The sequence below is a fragment of the Paenibacillus xylanexedens genome, from assembly GCF_017874615.1.
GTDB classification, from domain to species: domain Bacteria; phylum Bacillota; class Bacilli; order Paenibacillales; family Paenibacillaceae; genus Paenibacillus; species Paenibacillus xylanexedens.
In genome coordinates this window covers 49,813-70,972 of the sequence record NZ_JAGIKV010000015.1, presented here as the reverse complement: position 1 = coordinate 70,972, position 21,160 = coordinate 49,813, and the positions used below count along the sequence as shown (strand labels likewise).

At 49.4% G+C, this 21,160-nt stretch carries 12 protein-coding genes; all 12 read left to right on the top strand.

The window, feature by feature from the left end:
- Nucleotides 1–28: 28 nt before the first annotated feature.
- The 12 genes from J2Z28_RS19295 (at nt 29) to J2Z28_RS19240 (ending at nt 21,158) form a co-directional block, all read left to right on the top strand.
- Nucleotides 29–1,489: an alpha-L-fucosidase gene (locus J2Z28_RS19295; protein ID WP_211083787.1), complete on the top strand. Its 1,461-nt coding sequence runs from the start codon at nt 29–31 to the stop codon at nt 1,487–1,489.
- Between the two features lies 1 nt (nt 1,490).
- Complete coding sequence (locus J2Z28_RS19290; protein ID WP_211083785.1) at nt 1,491–3,260, top strand: glycoside hydrolase family 35 protein; 1,770 nt, start codon at nt 1,491–1,493, stop codon at nt 3,258–3,260.
- Between the two features lie 266 nt (nt 3,261–3,526).
- Complete coding sequence (locus J2Z28_RS19285; RefSeq protein WP_211083783.1) at nt 3,527–4,393, top strand: sugar phosphate isomerase/epimerase family protein; 867 nt, start codon at nt 3,527–3,529, stop codon at nt 4,391–4,393.
- A 255-nt stretch (nt 4,394–4,648) separates the two neighbouring features.
- Nucleotides 4,649–5,707, top strand: coding sequence for a Gfo/Idh/MocA family protein (locus J2Z28_RS19280; protein ID WP_211083781.1), 1,059 nt, complete (start codon nt 4,649–4,651; stop codon nt 5,705–5,707).
- A gap of 1,057 nt (nt 5,708–6,764) precedes the next feature.
- A complete protein-coding gene (locus J2Z28_RS19275) occupies nt 6,765–8,177 on the top strand; it encodes an alpha-L-fucosidase (protein ID WP_211083779.1) in 1,413 nt (470 codons plus the stop codon).
- A gap of 497 nt (nt 8,178–8,674) precedes the next feature.
- Complete coding sequence (locus J2Z28_RS19270) at nt 8,675–9,652, top strand: ABC transporter permease (RefSeq protein WP_074093076.1); 978 nt, start codon at nt 8,675–8,677, stop codon at nt 9,650–9,652.
- Nucleotides 9,653–9,667: 15 nt separating this feature from the next.
- Nucleotides 9,668–10,576 carry a carbohydrate ABC transporter permease gene (locus tag J2Z28_RS19265; RefSeq protein WP_017691189.1) on the top strand — a complete coding sequence of 303 codons (909 nt, stop codon included), beginning with the start codon at nt 9,668–9,670 and terminating at the stop codon, nt 10,574–10,576.
- Nucleotides 10,577–10,705: 129 nt separating this feature from the next.
- Nucleotides 10,706–12,343, top strand: coding sequence for a type 2 periplasmic-binding domain-containing protein (locus J2Z28_RS19260; RefSeq protein WP_083677571.1), 1,638 nt, complete (start codon nt 10,706–10,708; stop codon nt 12,341–12,343).
- Between the two features lie 175 nt (nt 12,344–12,518).
- Nucleotides 12,519–14,738, top strand: a complete 2,220-nt coding sequence (locus J2Z28_RS19255; protein WP_211083777.1) for a helix-turn-helix domain-containing protein — start codon at nt 12,519–12,521, stop codon at nt 14,736–14,738.
- Nucleotides 14,739–14,788: 50 nt separating this feature from the next.
- Complete coding sequence (locus tag J2Z28_RS19250; protein WP_211083775.1) at nt 14,789–17,101, top strand: glycoside hydrolase family 3 N-terminal domain-containing protein; 2,313 nt, start codon at nt 14,789–14,791, stop codon at nt 17,099–17,101.
- Nucleotides 17,098–20,286, top strand: a complete 3,189-nt coding sequence (locus J2Z28_RS19245; RefSeq protein ID WP_244988416.1) for an alpha-mannosidase — start codon at nt 17,098–17,100, stop codon at nt 20,284–20,286. The genes J2Z28_RS19250 and J2Z28_RS19245 overlap by 4 nt, the downstream gene beginning before the upstream one ends.
- A complete protein-coding gene (locus J2Z28_RS19240; protein ID WP_047841499.1) occupies nt 20,283–21,158 on the top strand; it encodes a sugar phosphate isomerase/epimerase family protein in 876 nt (291 codons plus the stop codon). The genes J2Z28_RS19245 and J2Z28_RS19240 overlap by 4 nt, the downstream gene beginning before the upstream one ends.
- The last annotated feature ends 2 nt before the right edge of the window (nt 21,159–21,160 follow it).

The window sequence follows — 21,160 nt, the reverse complement described above, 5'->3', positions numbered from 1 at the left end:
ATGCGCTAAATAAAAGGAGTGATACGCCATGAATGATGAACTGCAACCAGCCGAATGGATTAAGTCCGCAGCACAGGTCAGCCCATCCGAACGCCAGCTGAGATGGCAGGAGATGGAGTTCTACGCGTTTATTCATTTTACGGTAAATACATTTACGGATCAGGAATGGGGCACTGGGGAGGAAGACCCGGCGATTTTCAATCCTTCTGAACTGAACGCAACGCAATGGGTGCAGGCGTGCAAGGCTGCGGGGATGAAGGGGCTGATTCTGACATGTAAGCATCATGATGGATTTTGTTTGTGGCCCAGTCAGTTTACAGCGCATACGGTCGCGGCTAGTCCGTGGAGGAATGGTACGGGGGATTTGGTTCAGGAAGTCGCCGATGCCTGCCGTGAGGGTGGATTGAAGTTTGGCGTGTACCTGTCTCCTTGGGATCGGCATGAAGCCACTTATGGAGATTCCGAGAGGTATAACAAGTTTTTCCTCCATCAGTTGCGCGAGCTGCTTACGAATTATGGCGACATCTTCTGTGTATGGTTCGATGGTGCATGTGGTGAGGGTCCGAATGGCAAAAGGCAGGTCTATGACTGGGACGCATATTATGCGCTTATTCGTGAGCTCCAGCCCGAAGCTGTTATCTCGGTATGTGGCCCGGATGTTCGCTGGTGCGGCAATGAGGCGGGGCATACGCGGGAATCGGAATGGAGCGTTGTGCCAGCGCATATGCAGGATAATGAGAAGATTCAGGAGCAATCGCAACAGGTGGATGATGGTGAGTTTGCCACAAGGATCAATACGCAGGACAGTGATTTGGGAAGCCGAGAGGTCATTCGTTCCCAAGGTGAGCCACTGATCTGGTACCCTGCCGAGGTGAATACCTCGATTCGCCCAGGATGGTTCTATCATGCCAGTGAAGATGATGAGGTCAAAACACTGGAAGAACTGCTCGCCGTCTATCATGGCGCAGTGGGGGGCAACGCCACCTTTTTACTCAATCTGCCACCGGATACGCGTGGTCTCATTCACGAACGGGATGTCGAGCGACTAAAGGAATTGGGAGATTCGCTGCGTACCATTTTTCAGGAAAATTTCGCCTCGCAGGCGCTGGTAAAAGCATCGGAGACGATGGATGAACAACATGCCGTATCGGAAGTGCTGACGGAACGCCGGGATACGTATTGGTGTCCTCACGAAGGAACAGAGCAGGCTTGGATTGAGCTGGATTTGCAGGAAGAAAGATCATTTGACCGGGTGGTGCTGATGGAATATATCCAGACAGGCCAACGGATTGAGCGTTTTACACTGGAGTCGCAGAGGGCAGATGGTGGTTGGGAAACGTTTTACACGGGGACGGTGGTGGGGTATAAGCGAATTTGCTGTTTCCCACAGGTCACATCGAGAAAGATGCGATTAAGCATTCATGAATCCAGATGGTACCCTACGTTGTCCGGGTTAGGCATATATCTGAGCGAGCGGGGAGGGTTGTAAAATGGCGGTGCTGACGTATAAAGGTTCACAATTTATGTATGATGGTGAGCCCATTCGGATTTTGTCGGGTGCCATCCATTATTTCAGAGTGGTCCCCGACTATTGGGAGGATCGGTTACTTAAGCTGAAAGCCTGCGGTTTCAATACGGTGGAGACGTATGTGCCATGGAATGTTCATGAGCCGCAGCCGGGGCAGTATTGTTTTGAAGGCATGGCTGATCTGGAACGTTTTATTCGCATTGCGGGAGATGTGGGTCTGCATGTGATTGTTCGCCCAAGTCCTTATATATGTGCCGAGTGGGAGTTTGGCGGATTACCTGCCTGGCTGCTTGCCGATGATGAAATTCGTCTGCGGTGTAATGATGCAAAATTTCTGGCGAATGTGGATCGTTATTATGATGTGCTTTTGCCCAAATTAAAACCCCTTCTTAGTACCCATGGCGGACCGATCATTGCAATACAAATTGAAAATGAGTACGGCAGCTTCGGGAACGACGCGAGTTACCTGCAATATTTACGTGATGGCATGGTAGAACGCGGTATGGATGTGTTGTTATTTACCTCGGACGGACCGACAGACCACATGCTGCAAGCGGGATCGGTGCCGGGGCATCTGGCTACGGTCAATTTTGGATCAGGTACGGAGGGAGCGTTCGCCAAGCTGCGTGAATATCAGGCGGATGAACCTTTGATGTGCATGGAGTATTGGAACGGCTGGTTCGACCACTGGGGTGAGTCGCATCATACCCGGGAAGCCGCAGATGTGGCTGGTGTGTTTGAAGAGATGCTTCGAGCAGGAGCTTCGGTTAACTTTTATATGTTCCACGGTGGAACAAACTTTGCATTTTACAACGGGGCGAACTGTCAACAGAAGGATCAATACGAACCCACAATTACAAGTTACGACTACGATTCACTGCTCAGTGAATCTGGGGAGCCGACAGCGAAATTCCATACCGTACGTGATCTTATTGCTCGGTATAGCGAGGTAAATCTGGGTGAGCTTGTGCTGCCAGAATCGAAGGGGACTATGGGCTATGGGCGAGTGGAGTTGAACCAGCAGGCGCCATTACTGGCGCAGTTGGACCGGATATCAGCCCCGGTGCAGCGTACGAATCCGGAAACGATGGAGAAGCTGGGTCAGGATTATGGATTTATTTGTTATCAGACCCGAATATCCGGACCCAGGGAGCGACAGGAACTGGTGGTTCAGGAGGTTCGTGACCGTGCGCTTGTGTTTGTTGATGGGCAATTTCAGGGCGTGCTGGAACGGGGGAATACGGCATTATCGGTTTCCTTTGCAGTGCCGCCTGAGGGCGCAGATCTATTGATCCTTGTTGAAAATATGGGGCGAATCAACTATGGTCCGTACCTGAGAGATCCGAAGGGCATCACCGAGGGTGTGCGACATGGCTTTCAATTTTTATATGATTGGACGATTCATTGTCTGCCATTAACTGATCTGTCGGGTTTGCAATTTAGTAATGTGATTAGCGAAGCAATTAATGAAGTACAGGGACCAGCATTTTATCGAGGAGAGTTTAATATCACGGATGTAAGAGATACTTTTCTGCGACTGGATAACTGGACCAAGGGGGTTGTTTTTGTAAACGGATTCAATCTGGGTCGCTACTGGAATAAAGGACCGCAAAAAACACTGTATGTACCTGCTCCGCTCCTTCATGAAGGTGAGAATGAAATCATCGTATTCCAGCTTCATCAGACGGATGATCTGGCGGTAACGTTCGTGGATACACCGGATTTGGGCTAGAAAAGGAAAATAGGTGAGTCAAACGATTATTGAGAATTGTCGTGTCCGCCGGAAAAAGGTATACGTTGGGTATGGACATTGACTAGGGCGTGTCTGAAAACTCCGAAGGACGCAGATTTTGCCGAATTTTCGTTCCAAGCAAGGAAATTTTCCGCAGGCGTGCCGGGGCACGTCAAGGGAAAGTGACGCAGCAGGGGGCGAAAAGGTGGTAAAAGATGCACTTCAGTGAGTTTTGAGACACGTCCTAAAAGAGAGGATGAGGGGAAATGAAAGTTGGACTCAGCACCTACAGTCTGCAACAAGCATTGGATAGCAAAGAATTGACCGTACCAGATGCCATTCGCTGGATCGCCGATCAGGGCGGGGAACATGTGGAGATTGTACCGATGGGATTCAGTCTGATCGATAATCCGGAGTTGATTGATGAGATTAAAGCTGTGGCAAAAGAGGTCGGAATCGATATTTCCAATTATGCCATCGGCGCTAACTTTGCTGTGCAGGAGGACGCCGAAGCGTTGGAGCATGAGATCCAGAATGTGATGCGACATGTGGATGTGGCTGCTGCGCTCGGCGTGAAGCTGATGCGTCATGACGTGGCTTTCCGCCCAGCACCAGAGGGAACCGTAACACAGTTCGAGATTGACCTGCCGGTACTGGTGGAGGCTTGTCAGCGCATAGCCGATTATGCAGCGGGTTTTGGAATTACAACAAGCGTCGAGAACCATGGGTACTATGTGCAGTCGAGCGAGCGAATTCAGCGTTTGTTACACGAAACAGCGCGGAGTAACTTCAAAACCACACTGGATGTCGGCAATTTCCTCTGTGTGGATGAAGATCCGGTGAGTGCCGTAAAAAATAACATTCCGTACGCGTCGATCGTGCACGCCAAAGACTTCTACTGGAGACCTTCCTACCGAAATCCCAGTGAAGGCTGGTTCCAAACCTCGCACGGCAATTACCTGCGCGGTGCCATTGTGGGCCATGGCGATATCGACATGCCTGAGGTGTTCCGTGTGTTGAAACAATCCGGGTATGACGGATATATCTCGGTTGAATTTGAAGGCATGGAGGATTGCAAAACCTCCTCACGCATTGCCATGGATAACGTCCGCCGCCTATGGGAAGAGGCATAGGGCTGAGTGCTTGTTTTAAATGAAATATGACTTGTTACGTATGGCTCAAACAGAAAGTTAGTTCAGTCAGAAAAAGTAGTGGAGGGGGCGAAATCGATTCTGAAGAAACGAAGAGTTCGCCTTTATCACCGGATTTCCCCTTTACAAAAAGGGGATTGAAGAAATCTAGGGATAAGAGCGATCGGAAGAACGATTCGCAACCGGAACGTCTACCTGCTGGACGTTAATTATTTTATTTATGGAGGAATCAGCACTATGTCCAAATTGAAAGTCGCCGTTATCGGTGCCGGATCAATATCCGATTGCCATTTGCAAGCCTACGCGAGTAACCCGGACGTTGAAATATACGCTATCTGCGACCTGAATGCAGAACGTGCCGCAGAAGTCGCGAAGCAATATAATGCACCTCATGTGTTTACCGATTATAAGGAATTACTCGCACTGCCCGAGATCCATTCCGTCAGCATCTGTACATGGAACGACTCCCATGCGGAGATTAGTATTGCTGCTCTGGACGCGGGCAAAAACGTGCTGTGTGAGAAACCACTCTGCCAAACGGTGGAGGATGCGCTCGAAGTAGAGAAGGCCGTTCATCGCAGCGGAAAGCTGCTGCAAGTTGGTTTTGTTCGCCGCTATAGCGACAATGCACAGATTCTGAAGAAGTTTATCGACGAAGGTGAACTAGGCGAGATCTATTATGCCAAAGCCTCCAGTCTGCGTCGTCTGGGCAATCCGGGCGGCTGGTTCTCGGATATTAACCGTTCCGGAGGTGGCCCGCTGATCGATATCGGGGTGCATGTAATCGACATTTGCTGGTATCTGATGGGCAGACCGAAGGTGAAATCCGTCTCCGCTAACGTGTCCAACCGATTAGGGAACCGCTCGAACATTAACAATCTATCGTTCTACAAAGCAGCCGATTATGACGCGGAGCAGAATACCGTTGAGGATATGGCGAATGCCTTGATTCGTTTCGAGAATGGCGCAAGCCTGCTCGTCGATGTCAGCTTCACGCTCCATGCTAAAGCGGATGAGACTTCGGTCAAGCTATATGGCGATAAAGGCGGCGCAGAGCTGGAGCCGGAATTTTCGATCATTGGCGAGAAATTCAACACCATTTTGAACATGACTCCACAGGTGGATTTCAAATCATTCGATTTTATGGGCTCGTTCCGCAATGAAATCAACCATTTTATCGACAGCACGCAGGGACGCAAAGAAACTCTCAGCCCCGTCGAAGACGGCGTCGAGGTAATGAAGATGCTCTGCGCCATCTACGAATCAGCCCGACAAGGCCGCGAAATCACACTGTAAAAGGGGCATTGCATTAAGGGGATGCTCTACTTTTATACTTTACTACTCCCGTAGCATTAAAAGTTATGAGCACTTCGCTCCTTTTCAATGAAAAGGTCCGCTCCGGGCGGGTATGGATTCGTCCTTCCCGCTCTCCGATGGAGCAGAGTAGGGAGCAAGCGCTAACGAATCTGAGGCGTCTTATTTAAGGAGCTGAAGCTCCAGTAGAAATCTAAGGAACCTGACACACGCTATATGAGAATAAACAGCAGTTTACAGCGTTTTAACCAGCTAATTTCGGAAAATAACGTGTCTGATGTTCCTTACAATTTAAAAAGAGGACCAAAAGGCTAAATAAGACGCCCTGTGTTCCTTAGAAAAAACTTTACCTATTCACCAGGATAAACTGGCCTGTATTTTAAGACGCTTTAAACGCCGACATCCATCATCGTATATCTTCCCTGAACTGAAGTTGAAGACACACCCTATAGAAGACTTACCGTTTACTCCAAAACGGAGAGTGCAGAACCAATCTAAAGTAACGAATCGCACTCTCACTACCCTTGGAATTTCCCTATAGAAACGATTGAATATGGGGCTCCATAGTGACTGGGAGAGGGCACCGCACTCGAAATAACAGAATTACTGTGCCCCTCACAGTTAAACTAAGCGTTTACGCCAAAACGGAGAACGCAAAACCAATCCAAAACAACGCAGTACACACTCTCTGCTCCTGGATTTCACTATAGAAACGAGGGGAATATGGGGTTCCATGGTAATTGAAGATGGCACTGCAATCGAAATAACAGAGTTACTAAGCCCCTTAATAGTCACACTAAAAATGACAGGATTTGCGATGTCCTTCTTAGTTGAATTAAACATTTACACGATAACGGAGAGGGCAGAAGAAATCTGAAGAAGCGAAGCGCTCGCCTTTATCCCCGGATTTCCCCTCTAGGGAAATAATCAAAAAAATCTGGGGATAACAGCGATCGGAAGATTATTCTGACCGCGCAGTGGCCGAGTGTAAACCTATGTGTTCAGCGTATGACATCTAATCCAGAGGAGATGAAACAGAATGAGCGAAACCAAAGAAACCGTACTGGAGCAGGAAGAGCAGATTGTCGAAGCCGGCGTGCACAATTTTAGCAAAGAGGACGAGTGGATCAAACCGGAGGACCCGCTGCTGAATGAGCGGTTGGAGTGGTTCAAGGATCAGAAGCTGGGGCTGATGATGCACTGGGGGCCGTATTCCCAGCTTGGCCTCGTGGAATCTTGGGCGCTGAGCGACGAAGATGGCGATTGGTCGCGCGATGACATCGACTGGACGGATGACATGGAAGACTTCAAGCGGGAATATTTTGATCTGAACAAAACCTTCAATCCGATTCGCTTCCAGCCTGAGGAATGGGCACAAATGGCGGCAGATAACGGGTTCAAATACTTCCTGTTCACCACCAAGCACCATGACGGTTTCTGCATGTGGGATACCAAGACGACGGATTACCGGATTACGGGCAAGGACACGCCTTTTCATACCCATAAGTATGCGGACATCTGTCGAGCATTATTTGATGCATTTCGGGCCAAAGGACTGGGCATCTCAGCGTATTTCTCCAAAGCGGACTGGCATACCCCGTATTACTGGGCACCGGGCATGGAGCGTGGACGTCATATGTGGCGCGGGCCCTCGTATGATCCCCATAAGTATCCGTGGCTGTGGGAGAAATTCGTGGAGTTCACACATGAGCAGATCATGGAGCTACTGACGAATTACGGGCGGATCGAATGTCTGTGGCTGGATGCCGGCTGGGTGCGCGAAGGCCGCCATGGTCAGGATATCAGGCTCGGAGAAGTTGTGGAACGGGCGCGTCAGACCACACAACCTTGGCTTCTGTCCGCAGATCGCACCGTGGGTGGGCCGTATGAGAATATCGTTACCCCCGAGCAGACCATACCGGAACATCCGATGAACATTCCATGGGAGAGCTGTATTACAGTTGGTAACTCCTTTGCCTTCGGTTTCGATGATCAGTATAAAACGGGAAGACAGCTGGCACATATTCTACTCGAAGTTGTGTCCAAGGGCGGTAACCTGGCGCTGAATGTAGGTCCACAACCCGATGGGCGTCTGCCAAAAGGGGCAATTCGAGGCATCAAGGGCCTCGGTGAATGGTTGGGTACTCATGGAGAAGGCATCTATGGAACCCGAATTTGCGGGCCATATTTTACGAAAGATTGGGCCTTCACTCAGAAGGAAGAGATCAACACCGTTTATGCCTTCCGTTTGTACCGAAACGAGAATGAGACCGTACACCCACAGTTGGTCATTCCTTATCTGGAAAAGGTAGAGCGGATCGAACTCGTCGGTAGCGATGACGTACTTTCGTATCAGCAAACGGGAGACGGACTTCTTGTGGATATGCCACAATCCGCTGCAACGAGTGAAGCACCGATCACACATACGTTCAGATTGGTCACAAGCGCATAGAGGTTGTTCAAAAAGTCCCCAATTGATCACGAAGTAAACCACGAAGCGAACTCGACATCGAATCTTGCGTTCACCTTCGGAGTCCGGTGCTCATGTAGGTTTGCCTACACTCCGCTCCTCCTCCTTCAGGTTCTCGCAACCTTCTCGGTGCTGAATCGTTAACTTTTTGAACTTGCATGTAAGAATGCCATGTCAATTCCGGGGGAGATATAACCACCTCCGGGATTTTTTTATTCATACATAAGGGACACAATTCCCAATAGAAACGGCTCGCAATCGCTTGTCACACAAGGGTTTGTGGAATAAAGAGAAGTCGGAGAAAATTGCAAATTGATAAAAGTTTATCGGGCGATGTACTATCAAATTAAGAAAGCGCTACCTGATATGAATGTTTACATCATGTTTGTTGAACAAGGAACTAAGGACAGAAAAAAGGATGTTTAAGGGATGTAAATGTAATGTATCATTACACTTGAGGTGTAGAAGGAGTGACGCAAATGAGTCGAGCTACGGAAAGCATACCCGCCAAGATGGAACTCCAGCAGAGGAAACATGTGGAGCCCAAGCGGCAGCATCCATTCATCAAAAGCCTCAAGAAACACTGGGAGCTCTACCTGCTCGTGCTGCCCCCGGTGTTGTATCTGTTGATCTTCAAGTACATTCCTATGGTAGGTGTCCAGATCGCCTTCAAAGACTTCAGTGTAGTTAAAGGAATCTGGGGAAGCCCGTGGGTCGGATTCAAACACTTTGAGGCCTTCTTCCAATCTCCAAACTTCTGGCTGTTAATCAAAAACACGATAGGCATCAGCTTTTATTCCTTAATTGCGGGTTTCCCTATTCCCATCCTGCTGGCGCTGGCGCTGAATGAGATTCGAACGGGTTACTTCAAGAAGACCGTGCAGATGGTCACTTACGCTCCGCATTTTATCTCAACGGTTGTCATGGTATCCATTATCATTCTGATGCTCTCCCCGCATGTGGGCGTAGTAGACAAGCTGTTCACACTGCTCGGCTTCCCGATGACCAACTTCATGGGCATTCCGGAATACTTCAAATCGATCTATGTCTGGTCAGGTGTGTGGCAGGGCATGGGGTATTCATCAATTATATATATCGCAGCTCTTGCTGGTGTTGATCCATCTCTCTATGAAGCAGCAAAGATGGACGGCGCATCAAGGCTTCGGAAAATATGGCACATCGACCTCCCGTCGCTCGTTCCAGTCACCGTTATCATGCTTATTCTGAGTCTGGGCAGCATTATGGGCGTGGGCTTCGAGAAAATATACCTGATGCAGAATCCGCTCAACACAAGCGCTTCGGAGGTCATCTCCACGTATGTGTACAAGGTGGGTCTGATCGGGGCGAATTTCAGCTTCTCCTCGGCAGTAGGGTTCTTCAACTCCATTATCAACCTGATCCTGCTGGTTATCGTCAACGGCATATCGCGCAAAGTATCCCAGAACAGCTTGTGGTAAAGGAGGAGTTTATCCATGTTCAACCTGATTAATCGTAACCGAATCAAGGACCCGCTGGGTGACCGCATTTTCATGACATTCAACTATATCTTTCTGTTCGCCATACTGCTAACAGTGTTTTATCCGCTTTTGTATATCATCAGTTCTTCGTTCAGCTCTTCACGAGCCGTGACATCCGGTCAGGTGTGGCTGTTCCCGGTCGACTTTAACATCAAGGCGTACATCTCCATTTTCAAAAGCCAACAGCTTATGCTCGGTTTCTATAACACGATCATCTACACCGTGGTGGGCACGTTCATTAACGTGGTGCTGACCGTCATGCTGGCGTATCCTTTGTCACGAAAATCGTTCTATGGACGAGGGGCCATCATTATTTTCATGATGATCACGATGTTCTTTGATGGCGGTCTGATTCCCACCTACCTCTTGATGAAGGATTTGCACCTTCTGGATACACGTTGGGCGATGTGGCTGCCCGGGGCGCTCGCAGTATTTCAGGTCATCGTGGCAAGGACTTTCTTCCAATCTTCCATCCCGGAAGAACTCGGGGAGGCCGCGGAAATGGACGGTTGCCGGGATATCCGGTATCTGATCAGCGTGGTTCTTCCCTTATCAAAGCCCATTCTGGCAGTCATGACACTCATGTATGCCGTAGGTCACTGGAATGCGTACTTTGATGCATTGATCTACCTGCGTTCCGAGAAATTGTTCCCTCTACAATACGTGCTTCGCAATCTGCTCATCCTCAACGCGGCTGATCCGGCGATGCTTGCCAATACCAGCCAACAGATGCGGGACCAAGGGTTCGAGCAGGTGTTGAAATATGCACTGATCGTTGTGGCGAGTATTCCAATTCTGATCATGTATCCATTTGTACAGAAGCATTTTGTTAAAGGGGTCATGGTTGGTTCCCTCAAAGGTTAATCCTTGTGAGTTAAGCCTGGTTGCCTCTTGAAAGGAGGTGGAAGGAACACGCCGGCTTCCGGGGTCGATTTTATACACGTGCAGTACAAGTCAATAATTTGCCGTTATGAACAAAAAGGAGGAGTCAGATTGAGAAAATCTTGGATTTCGATGTTGTTTCTGGTCTTTGCTTCGATGGCTTTGTTGTCCGCATGCAGTTCATCCGAGGAGTCGGGTGGAAGTAGCGACGGTAGCGGGGAGAGCGGCGGTCCTGTAACCATGACCCTCTTTGCTCCGCAAGGCAAAGCGTCCATGGAAGAGAATGAATTTACCCAATTTATCGAAGACAAGTTCGACGTTACCCTAAAATGGGATCTGGCCCCAACGGACGCCTTGCAGGATCGTAGACAATTACTGCTGGCCAGTGGTGATTATCCCGAAGTGTTTCTTCACGGCAAGTTCACCACCTCAGATCTTCAAACCTATGGAAAACAGGGCGTGTTCCTTCCGCTACAAGATCTAATTCAGAAGTATGGTCCGAATCTGACCAAGATTATGGAAGAGAAGCCATACTTCAAAGAAGCTATTACGGCGCCGGATGGCAACATCTATGCGCTGCCGATCTTCAATGAATGTTACCACTGTACGTATGCACAGAAATACTGGATCAACACGGAGTGGCTTGATAATTTGGGCCTGAAAATGCCAACCACAACTGATGAACTGTATACCGTTCTGAAGGCGTTTAAGACACAAGATCCAAACGGTAACGGGAAAGCGGACGAGATTCCACTTACAGGCGCACCGAACAAGTATGTATGGAATGGCAACATTGATGCCTACCTGATGAATAGCTTTATATACAATGACAACGACAAATATCTGATCGTGAACGATGGCAAGGTGAGTTTTGCCGCCAATCAGGAAGGCTGGAAGAAAGGGCTGGAGTACATGAATAAATTGTATGCAGATGGCCTGATTGATCCGGCTTCCTTTACACAGAACGATCAGGCAATCGGACAACTGGGCAACAAGGAAGGCGATGAAGTGGTCGGCTCCATTACAACGGCGCTGGTCAGTTATCTCGTGAATACTTATGACAAAGATATCACCCGTCATCAGCACTGGGAGATCGTTCCTCCATTGAAAGGACCAGATGGAGTGCAGACGACAGGCGCCACGCAGAGCGTAGGTGAGTTTGAGTTTGCCATCACGAACAAAGCGACAGAAGCACAGCAGATTGCCGCCATCAAGATCGTAGACTACATGTTCAGTGAAGAAGGTGCGCTGTACGCAGAGTATGGACCAACTGAAGGCAAGGGCTGGAAGAAGGCAGATGCCGATGAGAAAAACATCAATGGCGAGCCGGCCAAATACAGCTACTACAACCTGCCTGAGCGTGATCCGAACGTTGTTGTGAACGAGAGTTGGTCACAGATCGGAGCGCATGACTTGTCCAACACGTTCCGTAATCTGTTTGCCGAAGGACAGAATCCTTTAGAAGCAGAGGGTTATGGTACACGTCTGGCTCAAGCTACCAATGTGTATGAACCTTATGCACCCAAAGAAGTATACCCTGCGAACGTATTTATTCGTCCAGAGGATACGGAATCAGCTGCACAACTGACTACGGCCATAAAGGATTATGTGCAGACGAATATGGCACAATTCATTATTGGCAGCAAGAGCATTGATAAGGAATGGGATTCATATGTCAAAGGCTTCGATGGTCTTGGGCTGAGTAATTACCTTGAGATCTACCAGCGTGCCATTGAGAAGAATCAATAATTGAAGGATTCAATATAGAGGCCGTCCCGTCTGTCACCCTTGACCGGGACGGTCTTCTCCTATGACAACCCCACGTCATCCGATATAATGTACTGAATATTTATGGAAAATTAGCGATCAGCACAGATGTTTGTCGTCATTCAGCATGAACAGTAATGGTGGGGGGATCTCGGAGATGAACAACAATTGGTTTAGACGTTTGCTGTTATCGTATCTGCCTGTTTTCTTTATTGTGACGACCATTCTATTCTTTATTTTCTTTCAAGTATTCAATGAACAGAACCGTAGAGAAGCGCTTAAGGCCAATGAATTTCTGGCCTCTCAGGTCACGCAATATCTGGACAACTCCCTGCGCTCCATCGACTTCAAGGTACTGCGTGAGATTTTGACCAACCCTAACTTGAAGAATTATTTCTCGGTATCTGGCAGCGATGATGTGTATGCCGGCATTCAGGCGGTCCAGGTGGTTGATGAATTGAAAATAGAGTATCCGCTGATCGATTCAATTTATCTCGTTCGATATGGAGATGGCACGGTCTTCAGTAACGGGAAGGCTGTTCCGATTGAAGAGTTCCCGGATGCAGACTTTATTGCAGATAGCCGGTCAAGGGATGAACAGAAGTGGGCAGGAGCACGAGCGTTCAAGGCTTTTCCTTCACAAGCGACGGAGCAGGTGATTACGATTGTGCGAAGTGTAGGAAACGGCAAAGGACTTGTGGTCACAAACGTGGACCTGACTACCCTGAGAAAATCCATTATGCAGATGTATGATCCGGAATTTACGTTTGTGAACATCTTCAACCGTTCGGGCGGCAATCTGTGGGATAGCAGCATGCCAGAAGGGGTTGCAGCTTCTACTAAAACCACGACGGGAGAAGTCTTCTCCGAATTTACGTCAAGTTATAGCGGTTGGAAGGTGCAGACAGGTCTCAACAATGGCAAAATCGTCAAATGGACTCTGCAATTTTATAATATCTGGTTTGCCTTTGCTGTAGTGGTTGTGTTGATCGGAGTGGTGTGGGTGATCTACGTGACCCGTAGAAATTACAAGCCGATTCAGCAGATTGTCACGTTAATTCAGACCGTCTCTTCGCAGAAGCAATCCGGACTGAACTATGGCAAAGAGAACGAGTTCCGATTCATCCATACAACGCTGGAACGCATGATTGATCAGACGAGACAATATCAGGAGGAGCATGAAGAGAATCTGATTTTGCAGAAAAAAATGTTCTTTCAGGAGTTGCTGGAGGGCACACGAGACTTTACGAGCACGGAGCTGACAGCGGAGATGAAGAAGTTCAAACTGCCTGAGCTGGAGCATCATTGGGCCGTCATGGTAGTTGAGATGGATCGGTATGATGCATTTGTAACGGAGTATCATGATCAGGATCAATCCCTCTTGAAATTTGTGTTATCCAGTATTCTGCAGGAGAGTGCGCGTCATGAAGGAACGGAAGTATGGGCTGAATGGCTCTCCGATCAGCGTCTGTACGCCATCCTCTGGATTCCGGAAATGGAACAGGCCGAGGAGACTGAGCATCGATTGCTTGCTGGTTATCTGGACAGAATCGATCAGTATCTGAACTTCACCGTGACCATCGGTGTTGGTCGGGTTGCTGTCGATATTCGGGGACTGAGAGCTTCATTGAAAGAAGCTGTGCACGCGCTGGAGTACAAGGCTGTACTGGGCATAAATCGCATCATTCCGTGTAGTGATGTGCCGAATTCGACCAATGATGTGTATGAGTTCCTGAAGACCATCTCGCTGCTGGTACAGGCGATGCGTTTATCGGACGATGTGTGGGAAAAGCATTTTGAAAGACTGTTTGAACAAATCAGTGAGTCCGTTCTGTCCCGTCAGGAGATTATGAATACAATCCAATTGTTATTTCAACATTACAATCGGGAATTCGCCGAACTTCCACGGGAGTATCAGGAGTCATGGGCTGCTATATTCACCCCACTTCTTCCAAGGCTTGAGGGCTGGGAGACGTTAGACGATCTGCGTGAGCTGTGTTGGGAAGGGTTCAGGGAACTGGCGCTGCAGATGCAGACGCTGCATTGTTCCCGAAAACACAGATCACATATTCTGGAGATTCGCAAATACATCGAAGAGCATTACAACAATCCTGATCTGTCGCTGAACTACCTTAGTGATCTATTCGATATTAATCCGAAGTATCTGAGCAAGCTTTTCAAGGATGAGATTGGGGAGAAGTTCGTGGATCTGCTCATTAGTCATCGCATCGAAAAAGCCAAGCTGCTCATGCAGGATACCGATAAGGCTATTCAGGAGATCAGTGAGGAAGTGGGATACACGAACTATAATTCCTTCAATCGGGCTTTCAAAAACGTGGTGGGTGTGGCACCAAGTGACTACCGCAAAGCCATGTGATGTGAGTGCACGCACCTAACTAATTCCGAACGCATAAGGAGAATGTGCATATGGACTATAAAGATGCTTCGCTTCCCATTCAGGAGCGTGTTCAGGATCTGATCGGACGGATGACAACAGCCGAGAAGATCGGACAACTCATCCAGCCGATGGGATGGAAGACGTATGATAAAGCAGCAGATGGTACAGTACAGGTGACGGAAGAGTTCAAAGCGGACATGGAACAGGGCGGTGTCGGTTCTCTGTATGGTGTGCTTCGGGCCGATCCATGGACTGAAGTAACGCTGGAGACAGGTCTGACACCACGGCAGGGAGCCGTTGCAACGAATGTCATTCAGCAGTATGCCATGGAGCATTCCCGACTGGGCATTCCCATTTTGTTCGGGGAAGAGTGTTCCCACGGACATATGGCGATTGGGGCGACAGTATTTCCGGTACCTTTAACAGTGGGCAGCACGTGGAATATGGAGTTATACCGCAAGATGTGTGAAGCCATCGCTGTGGAGACCCGGAGCCAGGGGGGAGCGGCAACGTATTCCCCGGTGCTGGATGTAGTGCGTGACCCGAGGTGGGGACGGACGGAGGAATGTTTCGCCGAAGATCCCTACTTAATTGGTGAATTTGCAGTAGAAGCCATGAAGGGACTACAGGGTGACCGCCTTGATTCCAACCAGACAATTATGGCGACACTCAAGCATTTTGCGGCTTATGGCAGCTCAGAGGGTGGGCGTAATGCAGCACCTGTGCATATGGGATTACGTGAATTGCATGAAATAGATCTGTTGCCGTTCAAAAAAGCAGTGGAAGCTGGGGCTTGCTCCGTGATGACCGCTTATAACGAGATTGATGGGCTACCGTGCACGTCCAGTACGTATCTGCTGAATGACCTTCTGCGCGAGCAGTGGGGTTTTGATGGGTTTGTGATTACTGATTTTGGTGCCATTCAGATGCTGGTCTATGGACATAACACCGCCGAGAACGGGGAACAGGCCGTAGCGCAGTCCCTTCGGGCAGGGGTAGACATGGAGATGTCCGGGTACATGTACCGCAAACATCTTGGTCAGGCGTTGGAGCAGGGATTAATCGAAGAGAAGGATCTGGACTTGGCTGTGCGGCGGGTGCTGGAGATGAAATTCAGACTCGGGTTATTTGAAAAGCCTTTCGTTGATCCAGAGTTTGCAGAACAGGTCATCGGATGTGAAGACCATACTCAGCTGGCGAGGGAAGTTGCACAAGAGGGGATTGTTTTACTGAAAAATGAGGGAAATACTCTTCCGCTTGCCAAAACAGGTACGAAGCTAGCTGTCATTGGTCCGAACGCGAACCATATCTATAACCAGCTTGGGGACTATACCTCGCCACAGCCGAGAGAACAGATCGTCACCGTACTGGATGGCATTACGCGCAAGCTTGGTGCGGATTCGGGTCAGGTACTGTACGCACCCGGTTGCCGGATTAAAGGCGATTCCAAAGAGGGCTTTGCGCAAGCGCTCGCCTGTGCGGAACAGGCCGATGTCATCGTGATGGTGATGGGCGGGTCCAGCGCCCGCGATTTTGGTGAAGGTACGATCGATTTGCGGACAGGTGCGTCCGTGGTAACCGATGATCCATGGAATGATATGGAGTGCGGTGAGGGCATTGACCGGGCTTCCCTGAATCTCATGGGTGTTCAATTGGAGCTGGTGCAGGAGGTACATAAGCTGGGGAAACCCGTTATCGTGGTCTATATCAACGGCCGTCCCATTGCTGAACCTTGGATTGATAAGCATGTCCATGCGATTGTGGAAGCGTGGTACCCCGGGCAGGAAGGTGGTAACGCCATTGCAGATATTCTGTTCGGCGATGTGAATCCATCTGGCCGTCTTACCGTCTCCATTCCTAAGCATGTTGGGCAACTTCCGGTCTATTATCATGCCAAACGCACTCGTGGCAAACGGTATCTGGAGATGGATCTGGCGCCGCAATATCCGTTTGGACATGGACTGAGCTATACCAAATTCAAATACGAGAACGTAAGGGTTATACCGGATGTGATTGGCCCGGATGATGAAGCACAGGTGATGGTTGAAGTCACGAATACCGGAGCGGTTGCGGGAAGCGAGGTTGTGCAGTTGTACATCACGGATGTGTCGGCTTCGGTTACGCGGGCTGAAATGTCACTTAAGGGTTTTCGTAAAATCCATCTGGAGCCAGGACAGATCCAGACCGTTACGTTCCCTGTGCAAAAAGAACATCTCGCACTGATCGACTCTCGTCTCCAGTCTGTCGTAGAACCGGGTGAATTCAGGCTCATGGTTGGCCGCAATTCTATGGATTGGACCGCCTGCAGTCTGCACATCCAGAAGGTGGAGGTGCAGGTATGATTCGAATTCAGCGATTCATCGAAGATCTGAAACAGCGACAATGGCTGGATACGATCGAGCTTCCAGCGTGGGAGATGCAGAGGGCCAGATACATTCGGCCAGGGGAATACGAGTACGAACAGGCAGAAGTAAATAAAGATGAGCCGGCAGACAAGGCCATGCAAAGCTTGAATCCGCTGAAAAGCGTACACGGCACGACGTATTTTCTGAGTAATCGTGTGGAGATTCCGGCGGAATGGCAAGATCAAGCTGTTGGGCTGATCTTCGAGGCTGGAGGAGAAGGGCTGCTGAAGGTGAATGGCATGCCGTATCACGGACTGGACCGGAATCACGGGTTCGTCCCCCTTCCGAGAAGTCGGGTAGGAAATACACCGCAGTTGGAGATTGAACTCTATGATCCGATTCCAGAGCCGCATGATCCACTCAACCGACAAGCTGTTATTCAGCTGCCTATTCAGGGTATTCGGGCAGCGTTGGTTTATATCAATCAGCCACTGCAGAGCCTGATGTACAGCGTTACGGTACTCGCCGAGTCGCTCCGGGCATATAACGAGAAGGAGCCCAAGCGGATGGCACTTGTCCAGGCTATTCATCAGGTGATGGATAACATGTACAATGACCCGGAACGCTGGAATGATGCAACCTGGATACAGAACTTCGAATATGTATTAGCACAGTCAGTACAGCAGGAAGACCCGGAGGAATATCGAAGTGGCTTCATGCATCTGGTTGGACAATCCCACATTGATATTGCCTGGCTGTGGCCTGTACGTGAGACGGTTCGCAAGTCCAGTCGCACGTTCTCGACCATGTGCACCTTGATGGATACGTACCCGGATTTTGTGTATTCCCAGAGCCAACCGCAGTTGTACGCCTTCGTGAAGGATCATTACCCGGAGCTGTACGAGCGAGTTAAAGCCCGTATTGCTGAAGGCCGCTGGGAGCTGGTCGGAGGCATGTGGGTCGAGCCGGATCTGAATATTCCGAGTGGCGAGTCGTTAGTTCGGCAGATTCTGTATGGACAGAACTTCTATCAGGCGGAGTTTGGCAAACGCTCCAACATCGAGTGGCTGCCGGATACCTTTGGCTACTGCGCTTCCTTACCGCAGATGCTGAAACTCGCGGGTATTCCTTATTTTATGACCACCAAGCTGAATTGGAATGATACCAATGCGTTTCCGTATGACCTCTTCGACTGGGTAGGCATAGATGGCACTTCCGTGCTGGCATATCTGAATCATGGGGTGAATGAACATACGCGTCCCAAAGATGTGGATGAACATTGGCAATCATTTAAACAAAAGGATGTGCACCCTGAGCAAATGTTGCTTTACGGACATGGCGATGGTGGTGGTGGCGTGACGAATGAGATGGTGGAGTTTGCGGAGCGATCCCATTTGATGGTTGGACAGCCAATCAGCAAATTCAGCACAGCAGGGGCTTTTTTTGAAGACATATCATTAAATAATCCGACGTTGCCGAAATGGCATGGGGACTTGTACCTGGAGTTACACCGGGGAACCTATACGACCCATGCGAGGAACAAACGTAGCAACCGTAAGGCAGAGGTATTGTACAGGGAAGCGGAGATCTGGGGGCAATTTGCCGGAGCTTGCGCTGCACACACGAAGAATGATCTGGATGAAGGCTGGAAGCTGATCATGCTCAACCAGTTCCATGACATTATTCCGGGAACGTCGATTCCTGAAGTTTACGTAACGTCCACCGAGGAGTACACGAAGGTATCTGCATTAGGTACATCCGCACTGCGGGAAACGCTGCATATCCTTGCGGAGAACATCGCAACAGATGAAGTCGATGGTCTTCCCTACATTATATTCAACAGCCTCGGCTGGGAACGTGGAGAGAATATCACCATTATAGGCGATGCCCACCTCGCCGGGATGGCTGCATTCGATCAATTAGGAAACCGTCTGGCTAGTGATCTGGAGCAAAAAGAAGACAAGTATACGCTGCTTGTGCATGTTCCATCGATTCCTGCTTTTGGGTATACAACCATATGGCTGCGCGAGGCATCGGATGTTATCCTTCCATTAAGGGAAAAAGAATCTTTCCCTTCCACGTGGGAAACTGAATTCTACACCCTTGAGTTCAATGACTTGGGAGAGATCACTCGATGGTATGACAAAACGGTAGGGCGCGACTGGCTGAAGCCCGGTGATCGGGCGAATGAGTGGCAGTTTTTCCATGACAAACCGACATACTGGGATGCCTGGGATATCGATCCACGATTTGAATCCCAGCGAGCAGGTGCGGTGCAGTTGATCTCCAGAGAAGTTGTACAGCGCGGGGCTACGCAAGATGTACTTCGGTTTGTCTGGAAGCTGAATCAATCGGAGATCAGTCAGGATATCATTTTGCATCATCACCAGCGGCGTGTTGATTTCCATACAAAAGTGAACTGGAATGAGAGCCATAAGCTGCTTAAGGTGGCCTTTCCAGTGGATCTGGTGGCAGCCAAAGCAGCCTATGAAATTCCGTTTGGAGCGTTGGAGCGTCCGACTCATAACAACACCAGTTGGGAGCAGGCGCAGTTCGAGGTCTGTGGACATCGTTGGGCGGATATCTCGGAGGGCAACAGCGGTGTGAGTTTGCTGAATGATTGCAAGTACGGGTATGACATCAAGGATCGGACGATCCGCCTGTCTCTGCTTCGTGCTCCGAAATGGCCGGATGAACATGCCGATCAAGGCGATCATGAATTCACGTATTCGATCCTGCCCCACCAGGGCGATTGGCGACAAGCTGCCGTCGTTCGCCGGGCGATGGAGCTGAATCATCCGGTGGAGGTTGTGACAGCGAGTCATTTTTCGGGTCAATTGCCAGCCGAACACGCTTGGGTTCAGTTCCACAGTGAGCATGTCATTCTGGATGCAATTAAGCCCGCAGAAGACGGCTCTGGAACGGTGTTACGTTTCTACGAATCATCAGGAGGTCGGGAAACGGTGCAGGTTCAGTGGGCTGAAAAGGAAATCAAGGCATCTCTGATTAATCTGTTAGAGGATGAGATCCATCCGTTGGCTTGTCCGAACGGAGCATTCGAACTGACATTCAAACCGTATGAGATCAAGTCGGTGAAACTTGTTGATATCAGTAATGAGTCGAACCTTACATTTACAGGAGAACGTAGAGTTACTCATTCAATCACAGGAGGTATGACATGAAATTAACGAATAAGATCGGTGTCATCGTGGATAGCTTTGGGGTAGGTGTACGGGAAGGGTTGAACAAAGCCAAAGACGTAGGTGCGGAAGGTGTGCAGATCTACGCCGTCAAGGGAGAGATGGACCCTGAGAATTTGTCGCCTGCGGCGCGCAAGGAGCTAAAAAGTTACATTGATTCTCTGGGTCTTGAAATTTCAGCATTGGTTGGCGATCTGGGTGGACATGGGTTTCAAGTCAAGGAAGATAATCCGTGGAAAGTGGAGAAGTCGAAGCGGATCGTGGATCTGGCTCTCGATCTGGGCACCAACATCGTCACAACACATATCGGAATTGTTCCACACGACCCTTCATCGGAAGTTTATGCCACGCTGCATGCTGCTTGTGAGGAACTGGGCCAATACGCCAAAAGTGTTGGCGCATACTTTGCCATTGAGACAGGACCGGAAACGGCTGCTGACTTAAAAGGATTCCTGGATACGTTATCGACCAACGGAGTATCGGTGAATTTTGATCCGGCGAATATGGTGATGGTGACCGGAGATGATCCGGCGCGGGGCGTTCATCTGCTCAAGGATTACATCGTACATACTCATGTGAAGGATGGTGTGCGGCTGAAGGAAGTTGACCCACGAGACGTATACGGAGCGGTCGGTTATGCCCCTATGGATCACGATAAGATAGCCGAAATGGTCTCATCCGGGACTTTCTTCCGTGAGGTGCCGCTGGGCGAAGGTGGCGTTGATTTTGACGGATACTTTGCAGCGCTTCAGGAGATTGGTTACACCGGTTATCTGACGATTGAACGTGAGGTTGGGCATCAGCCGGAGCAGGACATTCGCAAAGCGGTTCAATTTATCCAACAATATCGATAGGG